At 46.9% G+C, this 21642-nt stretch carries 23 protein-coding genes; 3 read left to right on the top strand and 20 right to left on the bottom strand.

Features of this window, described 5'->3' with window-relative positions; genetic code table 11:
* Positions 1–43: 43 nt before the first annotated feature.
* The 3 genes from BUA75_RS06715 to rsmD are packed head-to-tail and all read right to left on the bottom strand — an operon-like array spanning position 44 to position 1952.
* Complete coding sequence (locus BUA75_RS06715) at positions 44–913, bottom strand: patatin-like phospholipase family protein (protein ID WP_083574150.1); 870 nt, start codon at positions 911–913, stop codon at positions 44–46.
* Positions 861–1340: a pantetheine-phosphate adenylyltransferase gene (gene coaD / locus BUA75_RS06710; RefSeq protein WP_072873821.1), complete on the bottom strand. Its 480-nt coding sequence runs from the start codon at positions 1338–1340 to the stop codon at positions 861–863. Before coaD ends, BUA75_RS06715 begins: the two co-directional genes overlap by 53 nt.
* Before the next feature lie 48 nt (positions 1341–1388).
* Positions 1389–1952 carry a 16S rRNA (guanine(966)-N(2))-methyltransferase RsmD gene (rsmD, locus tag BUA75_RS06705; RefSeq protein ID WP_072873820.1) on the bottom strand — a complete coding sequence of 188 codons (564 nt, stop codon included), beginning with the start codon at positions 1950–1952 and terminating at the stop codon, positions 1389–1391.
* A gap of 454 nt (positions 1953–2406) precedes the next feature.
* Here rsmD and BUA75_RS06700 point away from each other — a divergent pair, with 454 nt between their 5' ends.
* A complete protein-coding gene (locus tag BUA75_RS06700; protein WP_129583543.1) occupies positions 2407–3000 on the top strand; it encodes a CBS domain-containing protein in 594 nt (197 codons plus the stop codon).
* 105 nt (positions 3001–3105) lie between these two features.
* Positions 3106–4503, top strand: coding sequence for an amidase (locus BUA75_RS06695; RefSeq protein WP_072873818.1), 1398 nt, complete (start codon positions 3106–3108; stop codon positions 4501–4503).
* A gap of 46 nt (positions 4504–4549) precedes the next feature.
* On the opposite strand, the gene BUA75_RS06690 is transcribed toward BUA75_RS06695, so the two are convergent.
* The 8 genes from BUA75_RS06690 to BUA75_RS16270 all read right to left on the bottom strand — a co-directional run bounded on the left by BUA75_RS06690 (position 4550) and on the right by BUA75_RS16270 (position 12840).
* Complete coding sequence (locus BUA75_RS06690) at positions 4550–5704, bottom strand: glycosyltransferase family 4 protein (protein ID WP_072873817.1); 1155 nt, start codon at positions 5702–5704, stop codon at positions 4550–4552.
* Between the two features lie 6 nt (positions 5705–5710).
* The gene (locus BUA75_RS06685; protein WP_072873816.1) at positions 5711–6859 is read right to left on the bottom strand and encodes an NAD-dependent epimerase/dehydratase family protein; all 1149 of its coding nucleotides are present in this window, start codon (positions 6857–6859) and stop codon (positions 5711–5713) included.
* A gap of 190 nt (positions 6860–7049) precedes the next feature.
* Positions 7050–7892 carry an archaetidylserine decarboxylase gene (gene asd / locus BUA75_RS06680; protein ID WP_072873815.1) on the bottom strand — a complete coding sequence of 281 codons (843 nt, stop codon included), beginning with the start codon at positions 7890–7892 and terminating at the stop codon, positions 7050–7052.
* Positions 7893–8079: 187 nt separating this feature from the next.
* Positions 8080–8283, bottom strand: coding sequence for an alpha/beta-type small acid-soluble spore protein (locus tag BUA75_RS06675; protein ID WP_072873814.1), 204 nt, complete (start codon positions 8281–8283; stop codon positions 8080–8082).
* A 129-nt stretch (positions 8284–8412) separates the two neighbouring features.
* Positions 8413–10458 (bottom strand): ATP-dependent DNA helicase RecG, encoded by a 2046-nt coding sequence (gene recG / locus BUA75_RS06670; RefSeq protein ID WP_072873813.1) that lies wholly within the window; start codon positions 10456–10458, stop codon positions 8413–8415.
* Between the two features lie 6 nt (positions 10459–10464).
* Positions 10465–12204: a DAK2 domain-containing protein gene (gene fakA / locus BUA75_RS06665; RefSeq protein ID WP_072873812.1), complete on the bottom strand. Its 1740-nt coding sequence runs from the start codon at positions 12202–12204 to the stop codon at positions 10465–10467.
* A 9-nt stretch (positions 12205–12213) separates the two neighbouring features.
* Positions 12214–12582, bottom strand: coding sequence for an Asp23/Gls24 family envelope stress response protein (locus tag BUA75_RS06660; RefSeq protein WP_072873811.1), 369 nt, complete (start codon positions 12580–12582; stop codon positions 12214–12216).
* 120 nt (positions 12583–12702) lie between these two features.
* On the bottom strand, positions 12703–12840 hold the full coding sequence (locus tag BUA75_RS16270) for a hypothetical protein (protein WP_242650263.1): 138 nt from the start codon (positions 12838–12840) through the stop codon (positions 12703–12705).
* On the opposite strand from BUA75_RS16270, the gene rpmB reads away from it, so the two are divergent.
* Positions 12782–12955, top strand: a complete 174-nt coding sequence (rpmB, locus tag BUA75_RS06655) for a 50S ribosomal protein L28 (RefSeq protein WP_242650262.1) — start codon at positions 12782–12784, stop codon at positions 12953–12955. The two genes, BUA75_RS16270 and rpmB, sit on opposite strands and share 59 nt — an antisense overlap.
* Before the next feature lie 162 nt (positions 12956–13117).
* On the opposite strand, the gene spoVM is transcribed toward rpmB, so the two are convergent.
* The 9 genes from spoVM to def form a co-directional block, all read right to left on the bottom strand.
* Positions 13118–13198: a stage V sporulation protein SpoVM gene (gene spoVM, locus BUA75_RS06650; RefSeq protein WP_129583545.1), complete on the bottom strand. Its 81-nt coding sequence runs from the start codon at positions 13196–13198 to the stop codon at positions 13118–13120.
* 107 nt (positions 13199–13305) lie between these two features.
* Positions 13306–13956 (bottom strand): ribulose-phosphate 3-epimerase, encoded by a 651-nt coding sequence (gene rpe, locus BUA75_RS06645; RefSeq protein WP_072873857.1) that lies wholly within the window; start codon positions 13954–13956, stop codon positions 13306–13308.
* Between the two features lie 5 nt (positions 13957–13961).
* On the bottom strand, positions 13962–14837 hold the full coding sequence (gene rsgA, locus BUA75_RS06640) for a ribosome small subunit-dependent GTPase A (protein ID WP_242650259.1): 876 nt from the start codon (positions 14835–14837) through the stop codon (positions 13962–13964).
* Positions 14838–14869: 32 nt separating this feature from the next.
* Positions 14870–16861, bottom strand: coding sequence for a Stk1 family PASTA domain-containing Ser/Thr kinase (gene pknB, locus BUA75_RS06635; protein ID WP_072873807.1), 1992 nt, complete (start codon positions 16859–16861; stop codon positions 14870–14872).
* Positions 16858–17619 carry a Stp1/IreP family PP2C-type Ser/Thr phosphatase gene (locus BUA75_RS06630; RefSeq protein WP_072873806.1) on the bottom strand — a complete coding sequence of 254 codons (762 nt, stop codon included), beginning with the start codon at positions 17617–17619 and terminating at the stop codon, positions 16858–16860. The genes pknB and BUA75_RS06630 overlap by 4 nt, the downstream gene beginning before the upstream one ends.
* Before the next feature lie 80 nt (positions 17620–17699).
* Positions 17700–18746 carry a dual-specificity RNA methyltransferase RlmN gene (rlmN, locus tag BUA75_RS06625; protein WP_072873805.1) on the bottom strand — a complete coding sequence of 349 codons (1047 nt, stop codon included), beginning with the start codon at positions 18744–18746 and terminating at the stop codon, positions 17700–17702.
* Between the two features lie 88 nt (positions 18747–18834).
* Positions 18835–20214: a 16S rRNA (cytosine(967)-C(5))-methyltransferase RsmB gene (rsmB, locus tag BUA75_RS06620; RefSeq protein WP_165611963.1), complete on the bottom strand. Its 1380-nt coding sequence runs from the start codon at positions 20212–20214 to the stop codon at positions 18835–18837.
* A complete protein-coding gene (fmt, locus tag BUA75_RS06615; RefSeq protein ID WP_072873804.1) occupies positions 20193–21149 on the bottom strand; it encodes a methionyl-tRNA formyltransferase in 957 nt (318 codons plus the stop codon). The genes rsmB and fmt overlap by 22 nt, the downstream gene beginning before the upstream one ends.
* Positions 21146–21637 (bottom strand): peptide deformylase, encoded by a 492-nt coding sequence (gene def, locus BUA75_RS06610; RefSeq protein WP_072873803.1) that lies wholly within the window; start codon positions 21635–21637, stop codon positions 21146–21148. The genes fmt and def overlap by 4 nt, the downstream gene beginning before the upstream one ends.
* Positions 21638–21642 lie beyond the last annotated feature (5 nt).

Here is a 21642-nt window from a genome sequence, read left to right as displayed (position 1 = left end):
CACTGACTCCAATCCATTTGAGCCGAAGTACAAGCATTAGAAATTATGACGCACCATCATACGTTTCACAATGATTATCCTTTTCCAGTTCTCGTAAAACTTCTTCCATTTGCGCTTTTGCTGACTGATAACCAATATCAATCGCAAGTGCTGCTTTCGAAAACTGCGAAATCCCTATACTGGTCAGTTGCGGCGTAATCGCTATATCCGCTGCACTGCGTACCGATTGATAGACCTGTTCCTGCATGATATCAAGAGATTGAAAAAAAACATCAATCATGGATTGAGGTAAAGTGGTCTGGGAATTTACAGAAACATCCACAGCGATGACTTTCGAAGCGCCCAGATTGCGAACCGCTTCAATCGGAACGCGATCGAGCACCCCTCCGTCTACAAGCACAGCGTTTTCCGTAAACACGGGAACAAAAACGCCAGGAATGGCAATGCTGGCACGCACCGCCTCGGCAATGTTGCCATGGGTAAAGACAACACGCTGTCGGCTTAATAAGTCGGTTGCAACAATCGCTAAAGGAATTTTCGCCTGTTCAATATTTTGACCTTTGGTGAGCATATGGACCATCTGCTTCACCTTTTCACCATTTACCATTCCCATTTTAGGAACAGTAAAATCTACCCAGTGACGCCAACGAAGCGTGGTGGCAAGCTGCTCCATAAACACAGTGCGCATGCCTGTCGCATAAAATGCTGCAATCAGGGCTCCCATGCTCGATCCGCTGATGTAATCAATGGTGATTCCTGCTTCTTCAAGCGCTTTGATAACACCTACATGAGCAAATCCTTTTGCACCACCAGAGCCTAAGGCTAGCCCAATGCCCACCCTATCGTCACCCCACAGACATTTATGATTGAGAACGATGCAATCTGGCGGCAACGGCAGCAGGAACAAACGCATCTACCCTACCACCATGTTTCACGATATCCTTTATCAAAGAGGAGGCTACATGCCCTGTTTCCGGAGTCGCATAGAGAAAAAGTGTAGGGATGCCGGACAATGCCTCATTCATGTGTGCCATCCGGCGTTCTGCGTCAGTATCCAAACTGTCACGCAAACCGCGTATGATTGCCACTGCCTGCTCTTCGCCTGCCAAGTCAGCAACCAATCCACAATACGAACGCACCCGAATTTTCCCCTTCACTTCTGCGGGCACCGACTGCTCTAGTAGCCACTTCCTGTCTTCTGCAGTGAACATCGGTTGTTTATCAGGGTTTTCCATAATAGCCACTACAATTTCGTCAAAGACAGGTAAAGCACGCATCAAAACACTAAGGTGTCCATTGGTGGGCGGATCAAAACTGCCTGGATAAATTGCACGTTTCACCTGAATTCACTCCATGTTTATCCTATTTCATTTCATCTTGTCTCTTGCTCAACCCATCTCTTCAATAGCTACAGGTTCATATACGGTTACAGCGATATCGCCATAGACGCGGTTTTTTTTCATTTCAATTCGACCGATTTGTTCAGGGAGTTGCACCTGCTTGGGACTTTCCAAAATCATTTTGGCAAAGTGCAAAGGATGGCTGGCGACCCATTCCAATATGGGCAGCCATAAGCCTTTTGCGTAAGGCGGATCGACAAAAATCCAAGACAATTTCCGTTCTTCTTGAAGCACACGACAGAGTGTCTTCTGCCAATCCGATTTCCATACCTGCACGCTCTGTTCTGCACGCAGTCTTGCCAAGTTCGTTCGAACGATAGACAGACTCACCGGATGCACATCCGCAAAAATAGCTTCAGGAGCCCCTCGACTCAAAGCCTCAATGCCAAGTGCTCCCGATCCGGCAAACAAATCCAGTACTGTATCCCGAGGAGAACTCGGACCCAACAAATGGAACATTGATTCTTTGACGCGATCGGTCGTAGGACGCGCAAAATCACCGGGAGGCGATTGCAAAGGATGTCCGCGCCACAACCCGGCAATGACACGCATAGCGCCTCCTCCCCCCTCCAGCAAATCACGTTTTTCTCACAAACCCATCCTTACATACTTCTCCACTCTACCACAAGCAGCCAAGTGTAAAAAATCTCCTATTTGCCGTTTAATTTATCATTCATCTGTCTAGGATGAGAGTATCAGCCGATGATGGCTGTTGAAAACCTGAGTTGCGCGAGGTTTCCCCATCCTCACGAACTTGTGGTTTCTCCTCTCCCAGAGAAACGTGCCCAAGGCCGATCGCTTTGGGTACGCAAAAAATCCGCGCTTACCCGGGCGCGGGTTTTTTGTTGTCTCTGTCAGCATAACGAGTCAAGAAGTCTGAGAAGCTTTCATTTAATTCTTCTGAAAAATGGATGCTAGAAATGGAACGCCCATAGTATAATTCTGAAAAGCACATAAGGAGGAGAAGCCTCTGTTTATCCGCAATTGTTTAACCAACGCTTCCGAATTGACCATCGTTCATCCCAACAGTACGATTCAATCTGCACTGCATCACTTGCAGACCCATCTTTCCTTACCCTGTGCAGATGAAAACATGCAGTTTCACGGACTGATTAGCAAGCGTTCTATTTTTGACGGATTTTTGGCTGCCCATGAAAATCATATCAGTTTTTCAGAGTTTTGCGAGCAACCGGCAACGCATTGTATTCTTAGAAATGTCAAAACATTGACCTTGGAAGATCCATTTGAAAGCACCATTGAGATTATTACCGAACAGCCTTTTGTTCCCATTGTGGAAAATGATTTGTTCCTCGGAATTGTCAAACGTTCTTCCATACAAAAAGCGCTATCCGTGGCTTTCGCCACTCACATCCCTGCCGATCGCCTGCTGTTAGGTGTTGCTGAAACAGAAGGTGCATTAGAACGTTTGTTTAATATTACGCATCGCTTATCCTTGAATGTGGTAACCTGCGTGGCTCTCGATGCTGAAGAGTCGGCACTCAACCGTAGAGTGATACTCAAAGTAGAAAAAACACCCAAATTGCCTTTGCTAGTTCAACAATTAGAGAAGGCTGGTTACTTGATTATCAAAGTCAATTAAAATCTTGTTTTTCTATGAATACTATATCCAGGCCCCCAGAGAGCAATCTGGGAAAACAAGGAAATGAACTGACCTGAAGAATTGATTTGAAATGAGGTTTTTTCATTGACAGGCGAATATTGGACGCTTACCAAGGCACATCAAGCACTCGCGCGGCGACAGTTGTCGGCGCGCGAATTGGCTGAAGCGCATCTTCAACAGATTCATGCGCACAACAGTCAACTACGTGCTTTTTTGTATATCAATGAAGATATTTTACAATTAGCGCAAGAGCAGGACAAAAAACGAGCGCAAGGAAGTTTTCTGCCTCCCTTGGCCGGACTCCCTATCGCGATTAAAGATCTGTTTCACACAAAGGATATGCCCACCACTTATGGCAGTCGTTACTTTGCCCATCATCAGCCACTCGCCGACGCTCCAAGCGTAGCCCGTTTACGAGAACTTGGCGCCTTATTGATAGGCAAAACACATTTGCACGAATTTGCATTCGGCACGACAAGCGAGAATATCCACTATGGACATGTCCGCAATCCATGGAATCGTTCTAAAATTGCTGGTGGTTCCAGTGGCGGATCGGCCGTGGCGTTGGCAAGTGGTATGAGTTTAGCCGCCCTTGGCACAGACACGGGTGGTTCCGTGCGTATCCCCGCCGCTTTAACAGGCACCGTCGGTCTGAAACCCAGCTTTGGCCTCATTTCAAAAGAAGGCGTCTTCCCACTTGCTCCATCGCTCGATCACGTTGGACCAATGACACTTTCTGTAGACGATGCTGCCTGGATGCTGAGTTTACTCACTGCTTCGTCCCATGAACAGGCTATGCGCATGTCGCCAGACGATCACCCCTATCTCCCTTACTCACTTCCTGAACCGATTCGCGCCGGTGTGATACGTCCTTATTTTTTTGATCGCTGTCATCCTGGGGTGGTAGACAAAATCACATCCTTGTTGCGTGTGTTGGAAACCCGATGGCTAAAACGCATTGATTTATCTTTGTCCGGTCTAGAAAGAGTACAAGAATATCAGCGGGTATTGATTACTACAGAAGCCTATGCTCTTCATCGACAACGACTTCAAGAAAACGACAGCCTGTTTGGAGATGATGTGCGTGATCGCTTGAACAGCGCTAAATCGCTAAGTGCGATTGAATTTTTAGATGCACTGCATTTTCAAAAAGAATTTACAGCCGAAATGACGGAGAAATTCGCAATAGTGGATGTCCTTGTTATGCCAACGGTTCCTATTCCTGCTACGGATATTGGTCAATCAAAAGTTTTTGTGGGTTCCCATGAAATGCCCGTGCGAAGCCTGCTCAACCGCAATACGCAACCGTTCAACTTCACCGGTTTGCCAGCACTCAGTATTCCTGTCGGGCTTTTGGATGGCCTGCCAGTGGGCTTGCAGTTGGTAGGACCGCTTGGTTCAGAGAGAAAGTTGCTTTCCATTGGAAAGTTTATAGAAGAAGCGGTGCAATGGAACCCTCTGGCCCCTATGCACCGCGCTTGAAGAGAGAAAATAGAATGATGTGACGAATCAAATCAGTATAGTGCAACTAAGATCGACTGAGCGGCATGGCACGCACCGGAGCCGTCCGAATACCAAGTACAGACTGGTAATGTTCTATCAACTGACGAGTTGGGCGTTGCCAGTCCAACTCGGATGCAATCTGTGCAGCGTGGGAGCAGATATGGTCTCTCCACTCACGATCTGCAAACAGTTGATTGACTTTCTGCAAAAGATCCCCTGCCTGCTGGCTGTTGTATATAACGCCAGCTTTTCCATATTCCAATACTTCCCGCGTAGGTGGACTGTCTGCTGCAATAATCGGCAAACCGCTTGCCATGGCTTCAAAAAGTACCAATCCTAGCGTCTCCGTCGTGGACGGGAAGACAAAAGCATCAGACGATTTATAAGCTTGCGCCAGTTCACGACCATGCAAATAGCCGACAAACGTGGTTCGTGTACCTGCAAAATAACGTTCCAGTTCAGCACGATGCGGTCCATCACCGACGATGGCCAAATGATACGGCTTGTCCTCTTGCACGCACTCCAGTAACTGTTCGATCCGTTTTTCAGAAGCCAATCTGCCCACATACAAAAGCAATTTATCCGTATCTTTCGCGTTTGGCGCTAAACGATGCCTCATTTCAGGAGAAGGAGAGGTTTCTTGATAGAGCTTCAAATCAACTCCGCGTTCCCACAGACCTACATTTTTAAAGCGTTGAGCCAACAATATTTCCTGTGTAGCTTTAGATGTGCACAAATTAAGAACAGCCCGATTATGCAAAGTACGAAAATACCACCATAAAGCCGGTTCGAGAAAATCCAAATGATAATGACGAGCGTAAGCTGGTACATTCGTATGGTAAGAAGCGACTAACGGCAAGCGCAATTTCCATGCGTAATAGATAGCCGACAAACCGACGAATGCGGGATTGACGGTATGAATTAAATCAGCTTGAAACTCTTGGAGAGGTGCACCGATTTTCCTGGACGGCATGGGAAACTTTTTTTCAGGATAGAGAAAAAAGCGCATTGACGGCAAGGAAACAATTTTTGCTCCGGCATATTCTTTTGGCGCACCTTCAGGCGCAAACAGCAAAACCTCGTGGCCTTCTGCATGCAACTTTTCCAACGTTGCACAAAGACGCGTGACAATGCCGTCCGTCCCCGGCAAAAAAGTTTCCGTAAACATCGCAATGCGCATTCGTTCCTACCTCCAGGTCGCAGTTGGCGCAATCACATTTGTTTGAATTCGATCGCGATAGCGCTCTGCTGTCTCAATCAAGTCGCGAATCAACTCGTCCGAGAGCAGATGAGGTTGCAGCCCCAAATCAAGCAGTTTTGTATGAATGGCGTTGTAATAATGTTCTTCTTTTTCTACACGAGGATTCTCCAAATGATCAATACTCACTGTCAATCCCATCTCAGCAGCCACACGTTGTACACGCTCTGCCAATTGAAGGACTGAAAATTGTTCGGTAAATTGATTGAAAACACGGAACTCACCGCGATCGGCCGGATGAAGCGCTGCTAATTCAACACACTGCAAGGTATCGCGAATATCGAGAAAAGCCCGTGTCTGTCCGCCTTTTCCATAAACCGTCAAGTTATAGCCAATGGCAGCCTGGATACAGAAGCGATTAAGCGCCGTACCAAATACTCCATCATAGTCGATTCGGTTGTAAAGACGTTCATCCCGTTTTGTCTCCTCGGTCCACAGTCCATATACGACTCCCTGATTTAAATCAGTGGCTCGAATCCCCCACGATTTGCAGGCGAACATAATATTGTGACTGTCATGAACTTTAGAGAGATGATAGAAAGAAAATGGCTGTTTGGGATAAGGGAGAACATCCACTCGCCCCTTATGTTCAATACGGATATAGCCTTCTTCAATATCAATATTCGGCGTGCCATATTCACCCATTGTACCCAATTTGATGAGATGGCAGTCAGGAACGAGTTCTTTCATAGCAAAAAGCACGTTTAAATTGCCAACTACATTGTTCACCTGGGTGAAAACAGCATGTTCCCGATCGATCATGGAATAGGGTGCAGAGCGCTGCTCACCATAATGAACGATTGCCTCAGGTTCAAACGCTTTAAAGGATTCGTGGACAAATTCGTAATCTTGCAAATCTCCGCGGAAAAGCGTAATCGTTTTTCCTGTGATCTCTTTCCAAGCAGAAATACGCTCTTCAATAGATGCAATCGGCGTCAGTGACTGTGTGCCAAGTTCTACATCCCATTCTCTGCGTACCATATTGTCTAGAATGGCTACTTCATGACCTCGCTCTGAAAAATAAAGCGCTGTGGGCCAGCCACAAAACCCGTCTCCACCAGCAATCAAAATTTTCACTGAATACATTCACCCCGTAGATGAAGTTCGGCAACATACACCGACATCCGCTGACTGTCCCATTTGGACAAGCCCTCAGTTCATCTACACTCTACAATGTTTGTCCGTTCTCGGCAAGCGCAGTCTCTTCCAATTGAGCTCCGTGAATTGGAAAACCTTTCGGAAATTCTATATTCACATGGTCGCCAACTTATCGATTTCCTATTCCTACATTGGCCAAAACGCTTCCCATTTTTACTCGCTGTCCGACAGTTTGGAGATTGTTCACCACAAAACCAGGAGAAGTCAGCAAAATAACCGTAGAACCAAGTTCAAATCGACCAAACTCTTCTCCTTTCAATTCTTCAACAGCTCCTTGAAACAAAGATTCGCTATGGTGAAGAAAACGATGACGGAATGGATGCATGCGCGGCATATGACGCAAACGTACGGAACCGACACCAAACGCACCAATCGAAACAAGCACATAAAAATGTTGGTCATTGACACGAAATTCTGTTACAACTCGTTCATTTTTCGCAAAAAGTAACGATGTCATCTTTTCGCCCAGCGAATTGACTGGATAAAGATGGCCTGGAATATGACGATGGGATACCCAAAGCCCTGAATAAGGAATATGAATTCGATGATAGTCGCGAGGACTTAGATAAATCACCCAAAACTGACCTCCGGTCAATCGATGAGCCAAATCTTCATCATGGAGCAAATTAAAAAGAGAATAAATTTGACCTTTAGCTTCAAACTGTTGTTGATCGTCAATTAGACCTGTACTGGTAACCAATCCGTCTACAGGTGAAACCAGTCCCTCTTTTGCCAGTGGTCGGGCAAAGCTGTGCAGCGATCGACAAAAAAAACTGTGCAAAGTAGGGTAATCTTCTACTTTTCGGTCGAGCTCCCAAACATTGATTTGGTACTTGCGAACATACCAGGGAATCACTTTTCGACTCAGGCGCATCCTTGAAAATTTACCCAAAAAATACGTTGTTGTACTTCTTGGAATAAGCTGCATAGCAATTCTTTGCAGACGCTGCATGGGTCACCTCTAGTTTGGATACTCATCCAGCCAAGGATGAATTCCATATGGTTGTATGATCAAGCATACGGTCTGGAGATGTTCTTCACAAGATAAACAAAGAGGAGCCACCCTCCAGTCACTTTGACATGACCTTCGTGGTAGCTCCTCTGTTCTTCAACAGGACCCTTTTTGTCTGGTATCCTGATTAGAAGTTCTGACGACCCGACAATTGCTGTTCAGCGTAGGCCACCAGACGTTTGGTGATTTCTCCACCAACTGAACCGTTCTGACGAGAAGTCGTTTCAGCGCCGAGCTGAACGCCAAACTCAGAAGCGATTTCGTATTTCATTTGATCGAGGGCGCGAGAAGCACCGGAGACAACTAGGTTATTGCTACTTCCGTTTGCCATTTCCTTTCACCTCCCCTGCTCTTGGTACACCTATTATGAGAAGAGAACACTAGAAATATGTTTGCCACATTAAGCCAATACAAAAGTTGTACGGCCCCCGCTAAAACCCGTCCCAAAACTGTACAATTTTTAATATTTTAGCCCTGCCGAATCTGCTTCAAACAGATGTTTACGCAAACCTTCGTAAACCGGGAGCAGCCAAAATTCGTTTTCCTGCAATAGTTTCTCTGCCTCATCGCGAGCGACTTGCATGATATTTAAATCGCGAGCCAAATCCCCTACAGTAAATTCCGGCAATCCGCTTTGCCTTACGCCAAGAAACTCTCCTGGACCGCGCAACTCCAAGTCCTTTTCCGCAATCAAAAAACCGTCATCTGTACCAACCATGGTTTCAAGACGTTGCTTGGCCACATCTCCAGGCGGATCACCAAGAAGAATACAAAAACTTGCATTCGCACCACGACCAACGCGTCCGCGCAGTTGGTGCAACTGGGCAAGGCCAAAACGCTGGGCATGGTAAATCAACATGATGGTGGCATTGGGAACGTCAATACCGACTTCGATGACGGTTGTAGAAACAAGCGCTTGAATTTCACCTGCTATAAAGGAACGCATGATGGCGTCCTTTTCTTTCGCCGACTGACGCCCATGCAACATACTGACTCGATAGCCGGCCAAATGCGACTGCATCTGCTCGTACAGCGACACAGCCGATGTCGCCTCCAGTTTTTCCGAATCCTCCACAAGTGGAGCGACTATATAAGCCTGCCGACCTTTAGCCAGTTCACGACGAACCATGCGAACTGCTTTGTCTTCTTCACTGCTTCGCAACCAATATGTACGTACAGGCTGCCTGCCTTTTGGACGTTCGCGAATCACGGAAACATCTAAATCTCCATAGATGGCAAGCGCCAATGTACGCGGTATGGGCGTGGCAGACAGATAGAGAATGTCGGTGCGCTCCCCTTTTTCTTGCAACGTACCACGCTGTGCAACGCCAAAGCGATGCTGCTCATCGGTAATGACCAGCCCTAAACGAGCAAACTCCACATCTTCTGTCAGCAAGGCGTGTGTGCCTAAAAGGAGATCGACCTGATGGGCCGCCAGAAGAGCCAGAATCTCTCTGCGTTCGCGAATACCTGTGGAACCTGTGAGCAAAGCTACACGTACACCCAGTGGCTCAAGCCGCTTGCGAGCTTCAAGAAGATGCTGCTCGGCGAGAATTTCTGTAGGAGCCATCATAGCCACTTGCCAGCCAGCACGTACCATAGCATAGGCGGCAAAGAAGGCAACCCATGTTTTGCCCGATCCGACATCCCCCTGAAGCAGTCTCGTCATGGCACGTGGACTATGGAGATCATGATAAATCTCTTGCATAGCATCGTATTGACCATCCGTTAGCGTAAATCCTTCCAGCGCATCAGCAAACTTTTCGAATACATCAGAAGGTACATGACGGACGACTCCGTCTGACTGCAATTTGGCTTGAACACGATATCGCTGCAGTTGCAACTGGAATAAAAAAAATTCTTCAAAAGCAAGTCGCCGGTGGGCTTGTCGCAACTCCTCCCGGGTTCGGGGCCGATGCATGGCCAGTAACGCTTCATAACGATTTACCAGTTTATAACGCTGCCGCAATTCAAGCGGCAATAAATCAACAATTTGATCTTGAAATTGCGCCAGTGCTTGTTGTATAAAAGCAGCTATTTGCGGCGAAGAGATTTGTTTGCTTGAACGGTAGACAGGGTACATGGCCGCTTCTTCTGAACGTAGTCGCTGGTTGCCAAACTCTGTATGAGAAACGGCGATACGACGGTAACGTTCACTCCATTTTCCTTGCAGAATGACAACTTCGCCTTCGCGCAGACGTTTTTGTAAATAATGTTGGTTAAACCACATAGCGTACGCAGGGGTTTGAAAATCAACCAGAACGGGTGCCTGGAGAATAGATTTTCCATTTTGCCAACGCAGTTTAGGCGACCCATTAATGGTCACCTGAACGCGCACCCTGTCACCATCCGCATAAGACAGCAGTGGACGAATACGCAAATCGTCATAACGGTAAGGAAAATGCGTGAGCAATGCAGCAACATCATGAATGCCAAGTTCGGCCAATGCCTTGGTTTTGGCCGGTCCTATACCAGCCACATGTGTGACAGGCACCTTTTCAAGCAAAACCGTTCACTCCACCGTGATAAAATAATCAAACACCGATTGACCGCCCTCTTGAAACTCCACTTCTATTTCCGTAAGCGCCACAATTTGCTGTCGAAGCAAGGACAAATCCGAAGTGGAAGCCGCCGATCCTGTATAAACGGTAATGAGTTCTGAATCTGGCTGAAGAAGCTCTTTTAGCAAATAGACAAGGGCATCATTTGCATCTGGCAGAACGTTCAACAGTTCATCTTCAAGAAGTGCTAGAAACTGTCCTGCACGGACTTCACGATTTTGATAGACAGAATCACGGCTTGCTTTGGCAACCATTCCCACTCGACATTGAGAAACCGCTCGTTGCATGGCCAGATTATTTTCATCAAATCCAAGATGAGGAGAGAATGCAAGCAATGCAGCGATACCATGTACCGGAGTGCGCGTTGGAACCACAGAAACCCGTTTGTTTGCTTTTGTCATCAGTTGAGCAGCCTGCTCAGCAGAAAGAAGGACATTTTTATGGTTGGGTAAAAGAATCACTTGCTCTGCGCCACTCGCCTCAATCGCTTTGGACCAGTCTTCAATGCTTGGATTGGCCAATGGTTCTTGCCCTACCAAGACTGTCACACCAAGCGATTCATAGACTCTACGAAAACCTTCTCCATTGATAGCAGCAACAATCGCCATCTGGTCAATGTTTTGCACTTCCTCCGTAGAATCTTGAGCCGCTGGATACGGCCTTGAGTCTTGTTCAACTTGATGCAAATGGGCATTTTGCTCTGTCATGTTCTCTATCTTAATCTGCACAAGGGGACCGAACTGCAATGCCACTTCCAACGCTTGACCAGGATGCAGCGTGTGAACATGCATACGCAAATATGGAGGTGACGTTACCAATACCAAAGAGTCGCCACCTTCAGCCAGTAACTGATGACGCAAAGATTCGCCAGCTCTATCCACATCTCCAGCTTCTATCCGAATTAGAGCTTCTGTACAGTAACCGTAATGTCCGTGAGATTCAACCAGCTCATGAATAGTATCGCTGCTGATATTTTCAACATTCTCGACAGGATAAAAGCTCTTCTGCTCTAATTTTGATGGATTAAAAGTATCCGTTTCCGTGTACTGGGGAGATGCCTGATCCTTATTCCATCTCGACACTGCATCCGCCATGCCTGCGAGAATATAGACGAGGCCCTGCGCACCAGAGTCTACCACTCCCGCTTGTTTTAAGACAGGCAACTGTTGCGGTGTAGCAGCCAAACTCTGTTTTGCACTCTCTACGATGACGGCAAACAAGGATGTCCAATCAGCATTCTCTTGGCGCGCTTCTTTCTGAGCGGCTTGTGCAACATCTCTTGCCACAGAGAGAATCGTCCCCTCAACTGGCTTCGAAACAGCTCGATAGGCAATTTGCACTCCTTCAAAGAAAGCTTTGGCAAACTGGTTTACACTAAAAGCGGTTACATCCACTTGACTGAAACCACGGAAAAGTTGTGAGAGAATAACCCCCGAGTTACCTCTAGCTCCCATTAAAAGGCCTTCCGCAAATATTTTACTGACTTCTGCACAGGTCTGAAACGATTTTCCGCGCAACGCTTTAATGCCTGCCGTAAAAGTGAGATTCATGTTGGTTCCTGTGTCACCATCTGGGACAGGAAATACATTCAAAGCGTTAATTTCCTCTTCATGCAGAGAAAGCTCAGCGTGCGCAGCGCCGAGCAGGATTTGCCATTGATGAGATGAGAGAAGAAAAGATGGATTGGCCATGCAGTCCTCCTATGAGTTGCTGGAAACGCGAACACCCTGAACGTAAATATTTACCCGACTGACTTCCGAACCAACACTTTCCTGCAGCATATATCGAACCTTCTCGCGCAGATTTTGAGCAACTTCATAGATGTTTGTACCATAGGAAACAATGATGTACAAATCTACTTCCACATCGCCATTTTCATCAATGCGAACTTCCACACCACGTCCTGGATTGTCCCTGCCTAACAGTTCTGTCAGGCTATCCTTGACCTGTCGTCGAGAAGCCATGCCTACCAAGCCATAACAATCCATTGCGGCATAACCTGCAACAGTAGCAATTACCTCTTCCATCACGGTCACTTGACCCAATTCCGTTTCAAAAGTCTTCGGCATGGGCAACCTCCCTATCTCCAACCAGCTATTTACTGCCCATTGTACTATATCAGGATATTGAGGAAAAGCGACGCGCAAAATGATTGCAGTCCAGTGACCCATATGCTAAGATGTCTGGGGTTAACGATCGACTGCAAATTCTGCCTTTGGGCAGCATTCGTAGCCAAGGAGGTGCTCCATCATGGCGAGACGCTGTGAAGTGTGCGGCAAGGGTCCGCAGGTTGGCCACAAAGTCAGCCACTCCCATATTCTCACCAAGCGCCGTTGGCTCCCTAACCTTCAGCCCGTTCGCGTCAACGTGAACGGAACCGTGAAGCGGATGCGGGTTTGCACAACATGCCTAAAATCCGGCAGGGTGACCAGAGCGGTTTGAATTTGGGTTTAACCATTACTGATGAAGAGGATTATTTCATTCAGCGAAAAAAGCACTCGTTTGCACGGGTGCTTTTTTTGTTCCCACTGACCTGCTCTGCAAAGTTGAAATGAGTCAGCAAATTCCCATCTCATGCTAGCTATACTATACATTTGACATTCATTAGTCCTTGGAAACCGTTCCCAACACTGCTTTGACAATACCACCTAGAAATTTTGGAAGTTTAATCGTGTAAAATTTCAACACACTTTCCCTCCCCTTTGGACCCATATCGCTGCGAACAGCGCCGCATGGTCACCATCTCTTAGGATGTATATTCAATTAAGGAGAAAATGTGCTGTGAGCCAAGCTTAAAATCGAGAAAGAAATTCCTGGACACGTTCTTTGGGGTGAGCCGCTTCAAAAATGGCCGATCCAGCCACTATGACATTGGCGCCCGCAGACATCACCTGTTCAAGCGTCTCCAGAGATATTCCGCCATCTACCTGTACATGTGCCGTACTGCACCCATACTCAATCAGCTTGCGTCTGACTTCAGAAATTTTGGGCAACGTGGCAGGAATCAAATGTTGACCGCCAAAACCTGGATTTACAGTCATGACTAAAACGAGATCGACATCTTCAACAATATAGGCTAGCGTATCTAATCCAGTAGCTGGATTGAATGCTATACCCGCTTGCAAACCAGCGCTGCGAATCATTTGAATAGCACGATGCACATGAGGAGTGGATTCAGCATGAATGGTCAGGCGATTGGCGCCTGACTTGGCAAAAGAAGTAATCCATTTTTCCGGGGCTTCAACCATGAGATGCACGTCCAAGAAAAGAGAAGGGAACGATTTGCGCAGGGCATCCACGACTACAGGACCCATACTGAGATTGGGAACAAAATGACCATCCATGACATCGACGTGAATCCATTCTGCACCTGCCACAACTACTTCGTCCACTTGCTCAGACAGACGGCTGAAGTCGGCTGACAGAATGGAGGGGGCAAGAATTTTTTTCAATATTGACGTCCCTCCTGTTCTATCTTATTGTTAACCAATGTTTGGTAATTGGTGAGACGCTCTGCAGGCAAATCTCCCCGTTCAACCGCAGCTTGTACAGCACAATTTTCTTCTTGCAAATGTAAACATCCTCGATAGGGACAATTTTGGGCAAAGGGAAAAAAATCAGGATAATAGAGTCGGACATCCTGAGAGGCCACCGACAAACTTAATTGACTAAAGCCAGGAGTATCAGCAACCCACGCGTTTTCACCGACTGAGAGAAGAGAAACATGGCGCGTGGTATGTCGACCACGCCCCATTTTTTCGCTAATTCCTCCAGTTTCAAGGGAAAAATGAGGTGCTAAGGCATTGAGCAAAGAAGACTTGCCGACACCGGATGGGCCTGCCAATACAGTGATTTCTCCTGTCAACGCCTCTTTCACATCTTCTAGCCCGATTTCTTTGCGACTACTGACGAAAAAAATGGGGAATCCAGTCAATCGGTATTGGTTAAACAAATCTTCTTTATCTTGATCCGTTGCAATATCACATTTTGTAAAAACAATGACAGGTCGAATCCCGGCCTGTTGAACAGCCACAAGAAGACCATCGAGCAAGTAGGTTTGAATGAGCGGCTCAACAATGGAAAAGATGACAAAAGCTTGCGTAATATTGGCAACTGGCGGGCGTAACAGTTCTGTACTGCGCGGCAAGATTTCTTCAATGACGCCTTCGGTTTCTCCCATCGGCACCAGTTGAACGAGATCGCCCACCAACACAGTCTGTCCTCTTTTTTTAAAAATACCGCGCGCACGGCAACGACGTTCTATTTCTTCTGTTGTATAAACATCAAAGAAACCACCGCGCGCACGAATGACTCGCCCTTGCAAGCACATCCCTCCTGATTGGAGCGTTTTCTGTTCTATCCCTGCACCTGAACGGTCTTGACCAGATTGCCATTCAAATAAACCTGTACCAGCCCATTTTCTCCGGGTTGCAAATAAAGCGTTTCTGTCCAACTTGTTGTTTGCGAAATCTCTTGATTAACGACTATTTGCCCGCTGCCTTCAGCATCTGTCAAAGCAATTTGCACATGTACAGGCCCCTGCCCAGAATTAACAGGAACAGTGATTTTCACCTGATGCGGGGTCGTATTCGGTGGCGGCGTATTCGATGTTGAATTCCCACCTGTACTGTTGTTACTCGACGAACCATTGCTTGAAGTGTTTGGATTGTCAGAAATGTACAGATTAATCGTTGAATTAGGTTGTACATTAGCACCCGCCGCAGGTGAAGTTTGTACGACCGTAGAACTCGGCTTTGTAGAATTGACAGGTGTAACTGTACCTACCTGTAATCCTACTGCTTCCAATGCTTTAACGGCATCAGCGTAGCTCATTCCTACCACATTTGGCACAGAAACACTGGATTGCCCTTGTGAGACATAAAGTGTAACGGTACTGTTTGTAGCCACAGTTGTCCCAGCGGGTGGATTCGTAGAAATCACTTCGCCTGAAGGAGTGTTGGAATTTGTCTCATTTTTAATGACAATATGGCTGCGCGTAAATCCCGCATCTACCAAAGTCTGTTCCGCCATATCTGCAATTACGCCAGTTAAATCAGGCATCTTGACTGTTGGTGCACCACTACTCACATAGATAGTAATGATTCTTGTTTGTTTGACTTCCGTCGGACCTTCAGGATTTTGATCGTAAACAACCCCTTTGGGTTTGTCGCTCGTTCCTCTGTCTTCCACTATCTGATTGGGTTGAAAACCGGCTGATTCCAATTTTTGAAGAGCGACTGATTCTTGATCACCCACCACATTGGGAAGATTTAAGTTGGGTACTTCTAGTACGCGAGTCAAAATGGTTAATGCAGCCCAGATACCAAGCCCGATGACCAAAAGCACTAAAATGGAATAGAGAATTTTTTGCCACCAGGGTCTTTTGGGCTTATTTTTATTTTTCTTTTTCTTCTTTTTGTTTTTATCCTGATCGTTACCAGTTATAGCACTATCCTCACGCACAACTGGCACGGCAATCGTTTCATCAGAAGCCTCCTTGGGCAGACTGAGTTTCTGCACATTTGGATGAACAAGCGCATCATCCAAGTCTTCCAACATGGCCGTCATGTCGGGATAGCGCCATTCAGGTGATTTCGCTAAACAACGTAGAACAATATTTTCGACACTTTGCGGAATGTTTCGGTTTAATTGTCGAGGTTCAACAAAGTCAGAACGCAGATGCTTAAGCGCCACACTGACCGGTGAATCACCAGAAAAAGGTAACTCTCCGGTCAACATCTCATACATCACTACACCTAAACTGTAAATATCACTTTTCACATCAGCATTGCCGCCGCGAGCCTGTTCTGGAGAAAAATAGTGGACGGAACCGAGTACTGAAGTGGCTTGTCGATCGTTAATGGTGGTTCCCGTAACAGCTCTAGCAATCCCAAAATCAGTAACCTTTACCAGACCAGATTTGGTTAATAGAATGTTATGTGGTTTAATGTCGCGATGAATAATTCGATGTTCATGAGCATGGGCCAGAGCTTCACAAATTTGCGCAGTAATGTCGACTACTTTCTCTACTGGCAATGGTGCTTCTGTCTTAATTAGATCCTTCAGCGTAGGACCATCCACATACTCCATGACAATAAAATACTCTTCGTCTGACATACCAACATCATATAGATTTACAATATTAGGGTGAGATAATTTGGCCGCCGCCTGCGCCTCTTGCCGAAAACGCTGAACGAACTCTTCGTCACCAGCAAATTGGGGACGGAGCATTTTTACAGCGACTGTTCTTCCCAGCAGTTCATCTACTGCTTTATAGACGACTGCCATACCGCCGCCGCCAATCGTTTCCTGCAAACGATAACGTCCGCCCAAAATGCGCTCCGTCACGGTCTCTCACCCCCTTTACGATTCACTGCCAAAACTAACGTAATATTGTCCGATCCGCCTCTCGAGAGCGCAGTTTGAATTAATTGTGTGGCTATATCGTCAAGATCTTTACTGTCAAGCAATTTTGAAGCTTCTTCCATAGCTTGAAGAAGTTCATTCTCCTCCACAAGATTAAAAAGTCCATCTGTACAGAGCAAAAGAGTATCTCCTGTTGCCCAGGAAAGCGTTCTTACATCTGGATAATGGTGTTCTTCAGCACCCAGCGAACGTGTGACTAAATGCCGCTGTGGATGGTGCTTTGCCTCATCTTCAGTTAATTGGCCTCGCCTTACCAATTCTGCAACCAGAGAATGATCAGCTGTGATTTGCTCTAAAATACCTGCGTGGTAAAGATAAGCTCGACTATCCCCAACATGGGCAATATGAAGGGATTGAGGATGAAGAAGAGCGCAAACAATCGTGGTTCCCATGCCAAAATAAGCTGGATTATTTTTCCCAGTCAAATAAATGTGTTGATTGGCCACATGAACCGCTTCACGCAACAATTCTTCAGCATCCATATCCTCTGTCTGATGTTCCAGCAAATACTCACTCACTTTTTCAATGGCAATTTGCGAGGCTATTTCTCCCGCAGACGGCCCACCCATACCATCTGCTACCACACACGCTTGCCTGGGAAAAAGCTGAGGCAGAACCACATAATTGTCCTGATTCATTGGCCTGACAAGACCAATATGGGATTTGGCCGCAAAGAGCAATTTGCCACCTCCAGCAGAAGATTCAATAGAATAAAACCTTTCAATTCTCTCACAGTCTATCCAGAAAGAATGTATGCAAGTCAAGCCTTACGAAGATGCTCTGCTCGCAGTTGACCGCAAGCAGCAGAAATGTCATGGCCCATTTCACGTCGCACCGTTGCATGGACGCCAAGCGACTCCAGTTGTCGTAGAAACGCTTGTACACCCTGCACAGAAGTACGCTCCAAATTTCGCTCTGGCACATAGTTGACAGGAATCAGATTGACATGACAGGGCAAATCTTGTAAGAGTTTCGCCAATTCCCGCGCATGCTCCAAGCTATCATTCTGTCCGCCAACCAGCGCATACTCAAACGTGATTCTGCGTCCAGTCTTGCTGTAGTAATAGTGACAAGCTTCCATAAGTTTTGCAATAGGATAGGCCTTATTGACCGGCATCATGGCAGAACGCAATTGATCATTTGGAGCATGCAGGGATACGGCCAATGTAATGGGACGTCCATCATCTGCAAGACGTACAATACCTGGCACAAGACCTACGGTCGAGATGGTGATGTGCCGCAATCCAATATTCAGACCACGAGGGCTGTGAATAATATCAATAAATTTCATAGCCTCATCAAAGTTATCCATCGGTTCACCAGAACCCATCAAAACGACGGAAGAGACACGTTGCCCCCGCTCATCGAGCAATCGTTGACTGTACATCAATTGCTCAACCATTTCGCCTGCCGACATTTGCCGTATCATTCCACCCAGTGTTGAGGCACAGAACGTACATCCCATCTTGCACCCTACTTGCGTTGAAACGCAGACACTGTTGCCATATTCATGACGCATCAGTACAGTTTCAACGCTCACTCCATCAGGCCAACCGAGCAGAAACTTGGTGGTGCCATCAAAACGCGAAACTTGCCGGGTAATCTCGGTAGAATTTTGCACAAACGCAAACTCGGCTAATTTTGCGCGCAATATCTTAGATAGATTGGTCATCTGTTGGATATCAGTGACGCGTTTTTGATATAACCATTCAAATACTTGACGACCGCGATAAGCAGGTTCCTGAAAAGTTTCTGCAAACCAGCTTGAGAGCTCTTGTTCGCGCATGTTGTATAGATGAACTGCCATTTCAGAAATTCCTCTCTTCTGATTTCATCATTAAATTTGACTTCCATAGCTTCCTATACTTACTTGACATATCGATTGGCAAGACCATCTAAACTTGTTTCTCCAGTCGAACCATATAAAATCCATCCGTCGCATACCATTCAGGCGACAGTAAGTATCCTAGTTGAGTCAAATGCCGCCCTGCTAAAAGACGCTCCAACCGAGGAACCGCCACAACCTGAAATTCCTTGTGTTCCAATAAAAACCGTTCAACTAGCAGTTCGTTTTCCTCCGCCCAGAGCGTACAAGTAGAATAGACAATCCTACCTCCAGGACGAACGAAACGCGCCGCATTCCATAGCAATTCCTGTTGTAAAACCTTCAAACTTTCAATATCTGCAGGACTTCTGCGCCAGCGAATATCGGGACGATGACGCAATACGCCAAAACCGCTGCAAGGCGCGTCCAACAACACAGCATCATAGACTTCCTGCAAAGGCGGTTGATTACTGGCCTTGCGTGCATCCAACAAGCGCGGATGGATGATATCAATTCCTAATCTTGAAGCCGCTTCTTTGATCGATCGAACTTTGTGCAAATGCACATCCAGAGCATCAATCCATCCTTGATTGCCCATGCGTTCTGCCATATGTGTAGTTTTGCCACCAGGAGCGGCACACATATCCAAAACACGCTCACCTGCCTGTGGATCCACAGCCTCCACCACAAGCATGGCTCCTTCATCTTGAAGAGTCATCCAACCGTCACCATAAACATCGAGTGAGCGGACATCTTGCGATAAACGTAAATGCACAGCTTCTTCACAAAGTGGCGAAGACTCTGCCGCACCCTCACCCAGTTGATGATGGAGACGCTGCAACAATTCTTCACGGTTGGTTCGCAACAAATTGACGCGCACACTGAGCGGAACAGGATGATTTTGCGCCTCCAGCATTCGGGTAGCAGCTTCAGCACCATATCGCTGACTGAGACCTGCGTATATCCATGTGGGCAATGACAAGGATAGAGCTTGGCGTTCTATCGGATCGGTCACATTCTGTAAAAGCCTGTCCAACTGCTGACGAGGTGAGCCGCGTCTCATCAGATTACGTAAAACACCATTGACAAAACCACTAGCGCGTGGAGCCGAAATTTTGCACATTTCAACCGCCGCGTGGATGGCAGCATAATCAGGTATACGATCCAGGTGAAGCAATTGGTATGCTGTCATGCGCAGAATCCATCGCACGTTGCTATCCAGACTTTGCAGCGAGCGTTGCAAACAGGTTTGCAGCCAAGCGTCAAGAAGACGCATTTGTTGCAAGGTACCGTAAACCAATTCTGTGCACAAACCTCGATCGCGCGCGTCGAGGGGGGAATTCGCCAATTGCTCGGCCAGCAGAATATTGGCATAGGCGTTTCCACTCTCCACGCGCGTGAGCACCGCCAGCGCAACTGAACGAGCTGTTATGGATGGCCGTCTTTGCACGAAAAAATCACCTGCCGTCCGTTTAACCCACGCATCCAGGCATCCGCAGGCATTCGCCTGCGCCCTGAAGGTTGCACTTCGATAAGTTCAATCCATCTACCATCACCGCAAGCTACAGAAACCAAATTCCCATTCATCACCACTTCGCCAGGAACCGCCTTCGCAGGTATCACAGTTTCCAGCAAACGCGCATTCCATAGTTTCATAGGCTCACTTTCCACCATCACTGACGCACCAGGCCAAGGTGTCAAAGCGCGAATTTGGCAATCCACCTGACATGCAGGCTGACAAAAATCAATCCATTCGTCCTCACGCAAGATACGTTCTGCATACGTCACACCTTCTGCAGGTTGCGGTTGTAGTTTACAACAGCCTGCCAAATAATTCGGCAAATACTGTATAAGTAATTGAGCACCCATTTCAGCAAGGCGTTGATGCAAAGTTTCCACATTGTCATTCGCGGCAATTTCAGTTTGAGCCGCAGCCAGAATAGGGCCGGCATCCAACTCGCGTACCATTTGAATAAGCGTTACGCCCGTGACCGTATCCCCTGCCATGATGGCCCTTTGAATAGGCGCTGCGCCGCGCCATCTAGGAAGCAAAGAAGCGTGGATGTTTAACCCACCCTGTTTAGCCATTTCGAGAAACCATTCTGGCAAAATCTTCCCATAAGCAGCTGTCACCATAACATCTGGAGAAAATGAGGCAACATACTCTCTCACCTCGGGGGTCTTGAGACGTTCTGGCTGCAACACAGGCAAGCCGAGACGAAGAGCCTCCTGTTTGACAGAAGGAGGCGTCAACAAACGTTTGCGGCCAGTTGGACGATCCGGTTGTGTGATAACCCGAAGTTGGTATCCTCTTTCAGCTAACGCCCTCAAAGCAGGCACAGCAAAATCTGGTGTACCGAGATACAATACGCGGTAATCACTCATTGCTGCGCCTCCGAAGCATAGGATTCATCTCTACGAATCTGTTCAGAAGTTAAATAATCAGTAAAGAGAATACCATCGAGATGGTCTATCTCATGTTGAATGCAACGAGCGAGCAAATCTTTGGCTTCTATTTCAAAAGTCTCTCCCTGTCTATTCAAAGCACGTACGCGCACATACGCCGCGCGTGTTACCTCACCGCTGATGCCAGGCAATGAGAGACACCCTTCTACAGAACGCTGAGTCCCGGATTTCTCTATAATTTCCGGATTAACCATTTCAATCAAGCCTGATTCCTTACCGATATCCATAACCACAATTCGCTTTGCAATTCCAATCTGATTAGCAGCCAAACCTATTCCTTCGGCATGATACATAGTTTCTGCCATATCACTTAACAACTTGCGAATAGCCTCATTGACGACTGGCACCGGTTTAGCGACTTGTCTCAAAACAGGGTCGTTGCCCGTACGGATGACACGCAACGCCATAAACA

The organism is Alicyclobacillus tolerans (assembly GCF_900142255.1).
GTDB classification, from domain to species: domain Bacteria; phylum Bacillota; class Bacilli; order Alicyclobacillales; family Alicyclobacillaceae; genus Alicyclobacillus_I; species Alicyclobacillus_I tolerans.
Note: the sequence above shows the minus strand (reverse complement) of the source record. Positions and strands in the feature narration are given on the sequence as shown.

What these genes read in the sequence shown, in the direction of transcription:
- BUA75_RS06715 (WP_083574150.1), bottom strand. Translation starts at nt 913, where the DNA reads ATGCGTTTGTTCCTGCTGCCGTTGCCGCCAGATTGCATCGTTCTCAAT.
- rsmD (WP_072873820.1), bottom strand. Translation starts at nt 1,952, where the DNA reads ATGCGTGTCATTGCCGGGTTGTGGCGCGGACATCCTTTGCAATCGCCT.
- BUA75_RS06690 (WP_072873817.1), bottom strand. Translation starts at nt 5,704, where the DNA reads ATGCGCATTGCGATGTTTACGGAAACTTTTTTGCCGGGGACGGACGGC.
- asd (WP_072873815.1), bottom strand. Translation starts at nt 7,892, where the DNA reads ATGCAGCGTCTGCAAAGAATTGCTATGCAGCTTATTCCAAGAAGTACA.
- BUA75_RS06675 (WP_072873814.1), bottom strand. Translation starts at nt 8,283, where the DNA reads ATGGCAAACGGAAGTAGCAATAACCTAGTTGTCTCCGGTGCTTCTCGC.
- fakA (WP_072873812.1), bottom strand. Translation starts at nt 12,204, where the DNA reads ATGGCCAATCCATCTTTTCTTCTCTCATCTCATCAATGGCAAATCCTG.
- BUA75_RS06660 (WP_072873811.1), bottom strand. Translation starts at nt 12,582, where the DNA reads ATGCCGAAGACTTTTGAAACGGAATTGGGTCAAGTGACCGTGATGGAA.
- rlmN (WP_072873805.1), bottom strand. Translation starts at nt 18,746, where the DNA reads ATGGCAGTTCATCTATACAACATGCGCGAACAAGAGCTCTCAAGCTGG.
- fmt (WP_072873804.1), bottom strand. Translation starts at nt 21,149, where the DNA reads ATGAGTGATTACCGCGTATTGTATCTCGGTACACCAGATTTTGCTGTG.
- def (WP_072873803.1), bottom strand. Translation starts at nt 21,637, where the DNA reads ATGGCGTTGCGTGTCATCCGTACGGGCAACGACCCTGTTTTGAGACAA.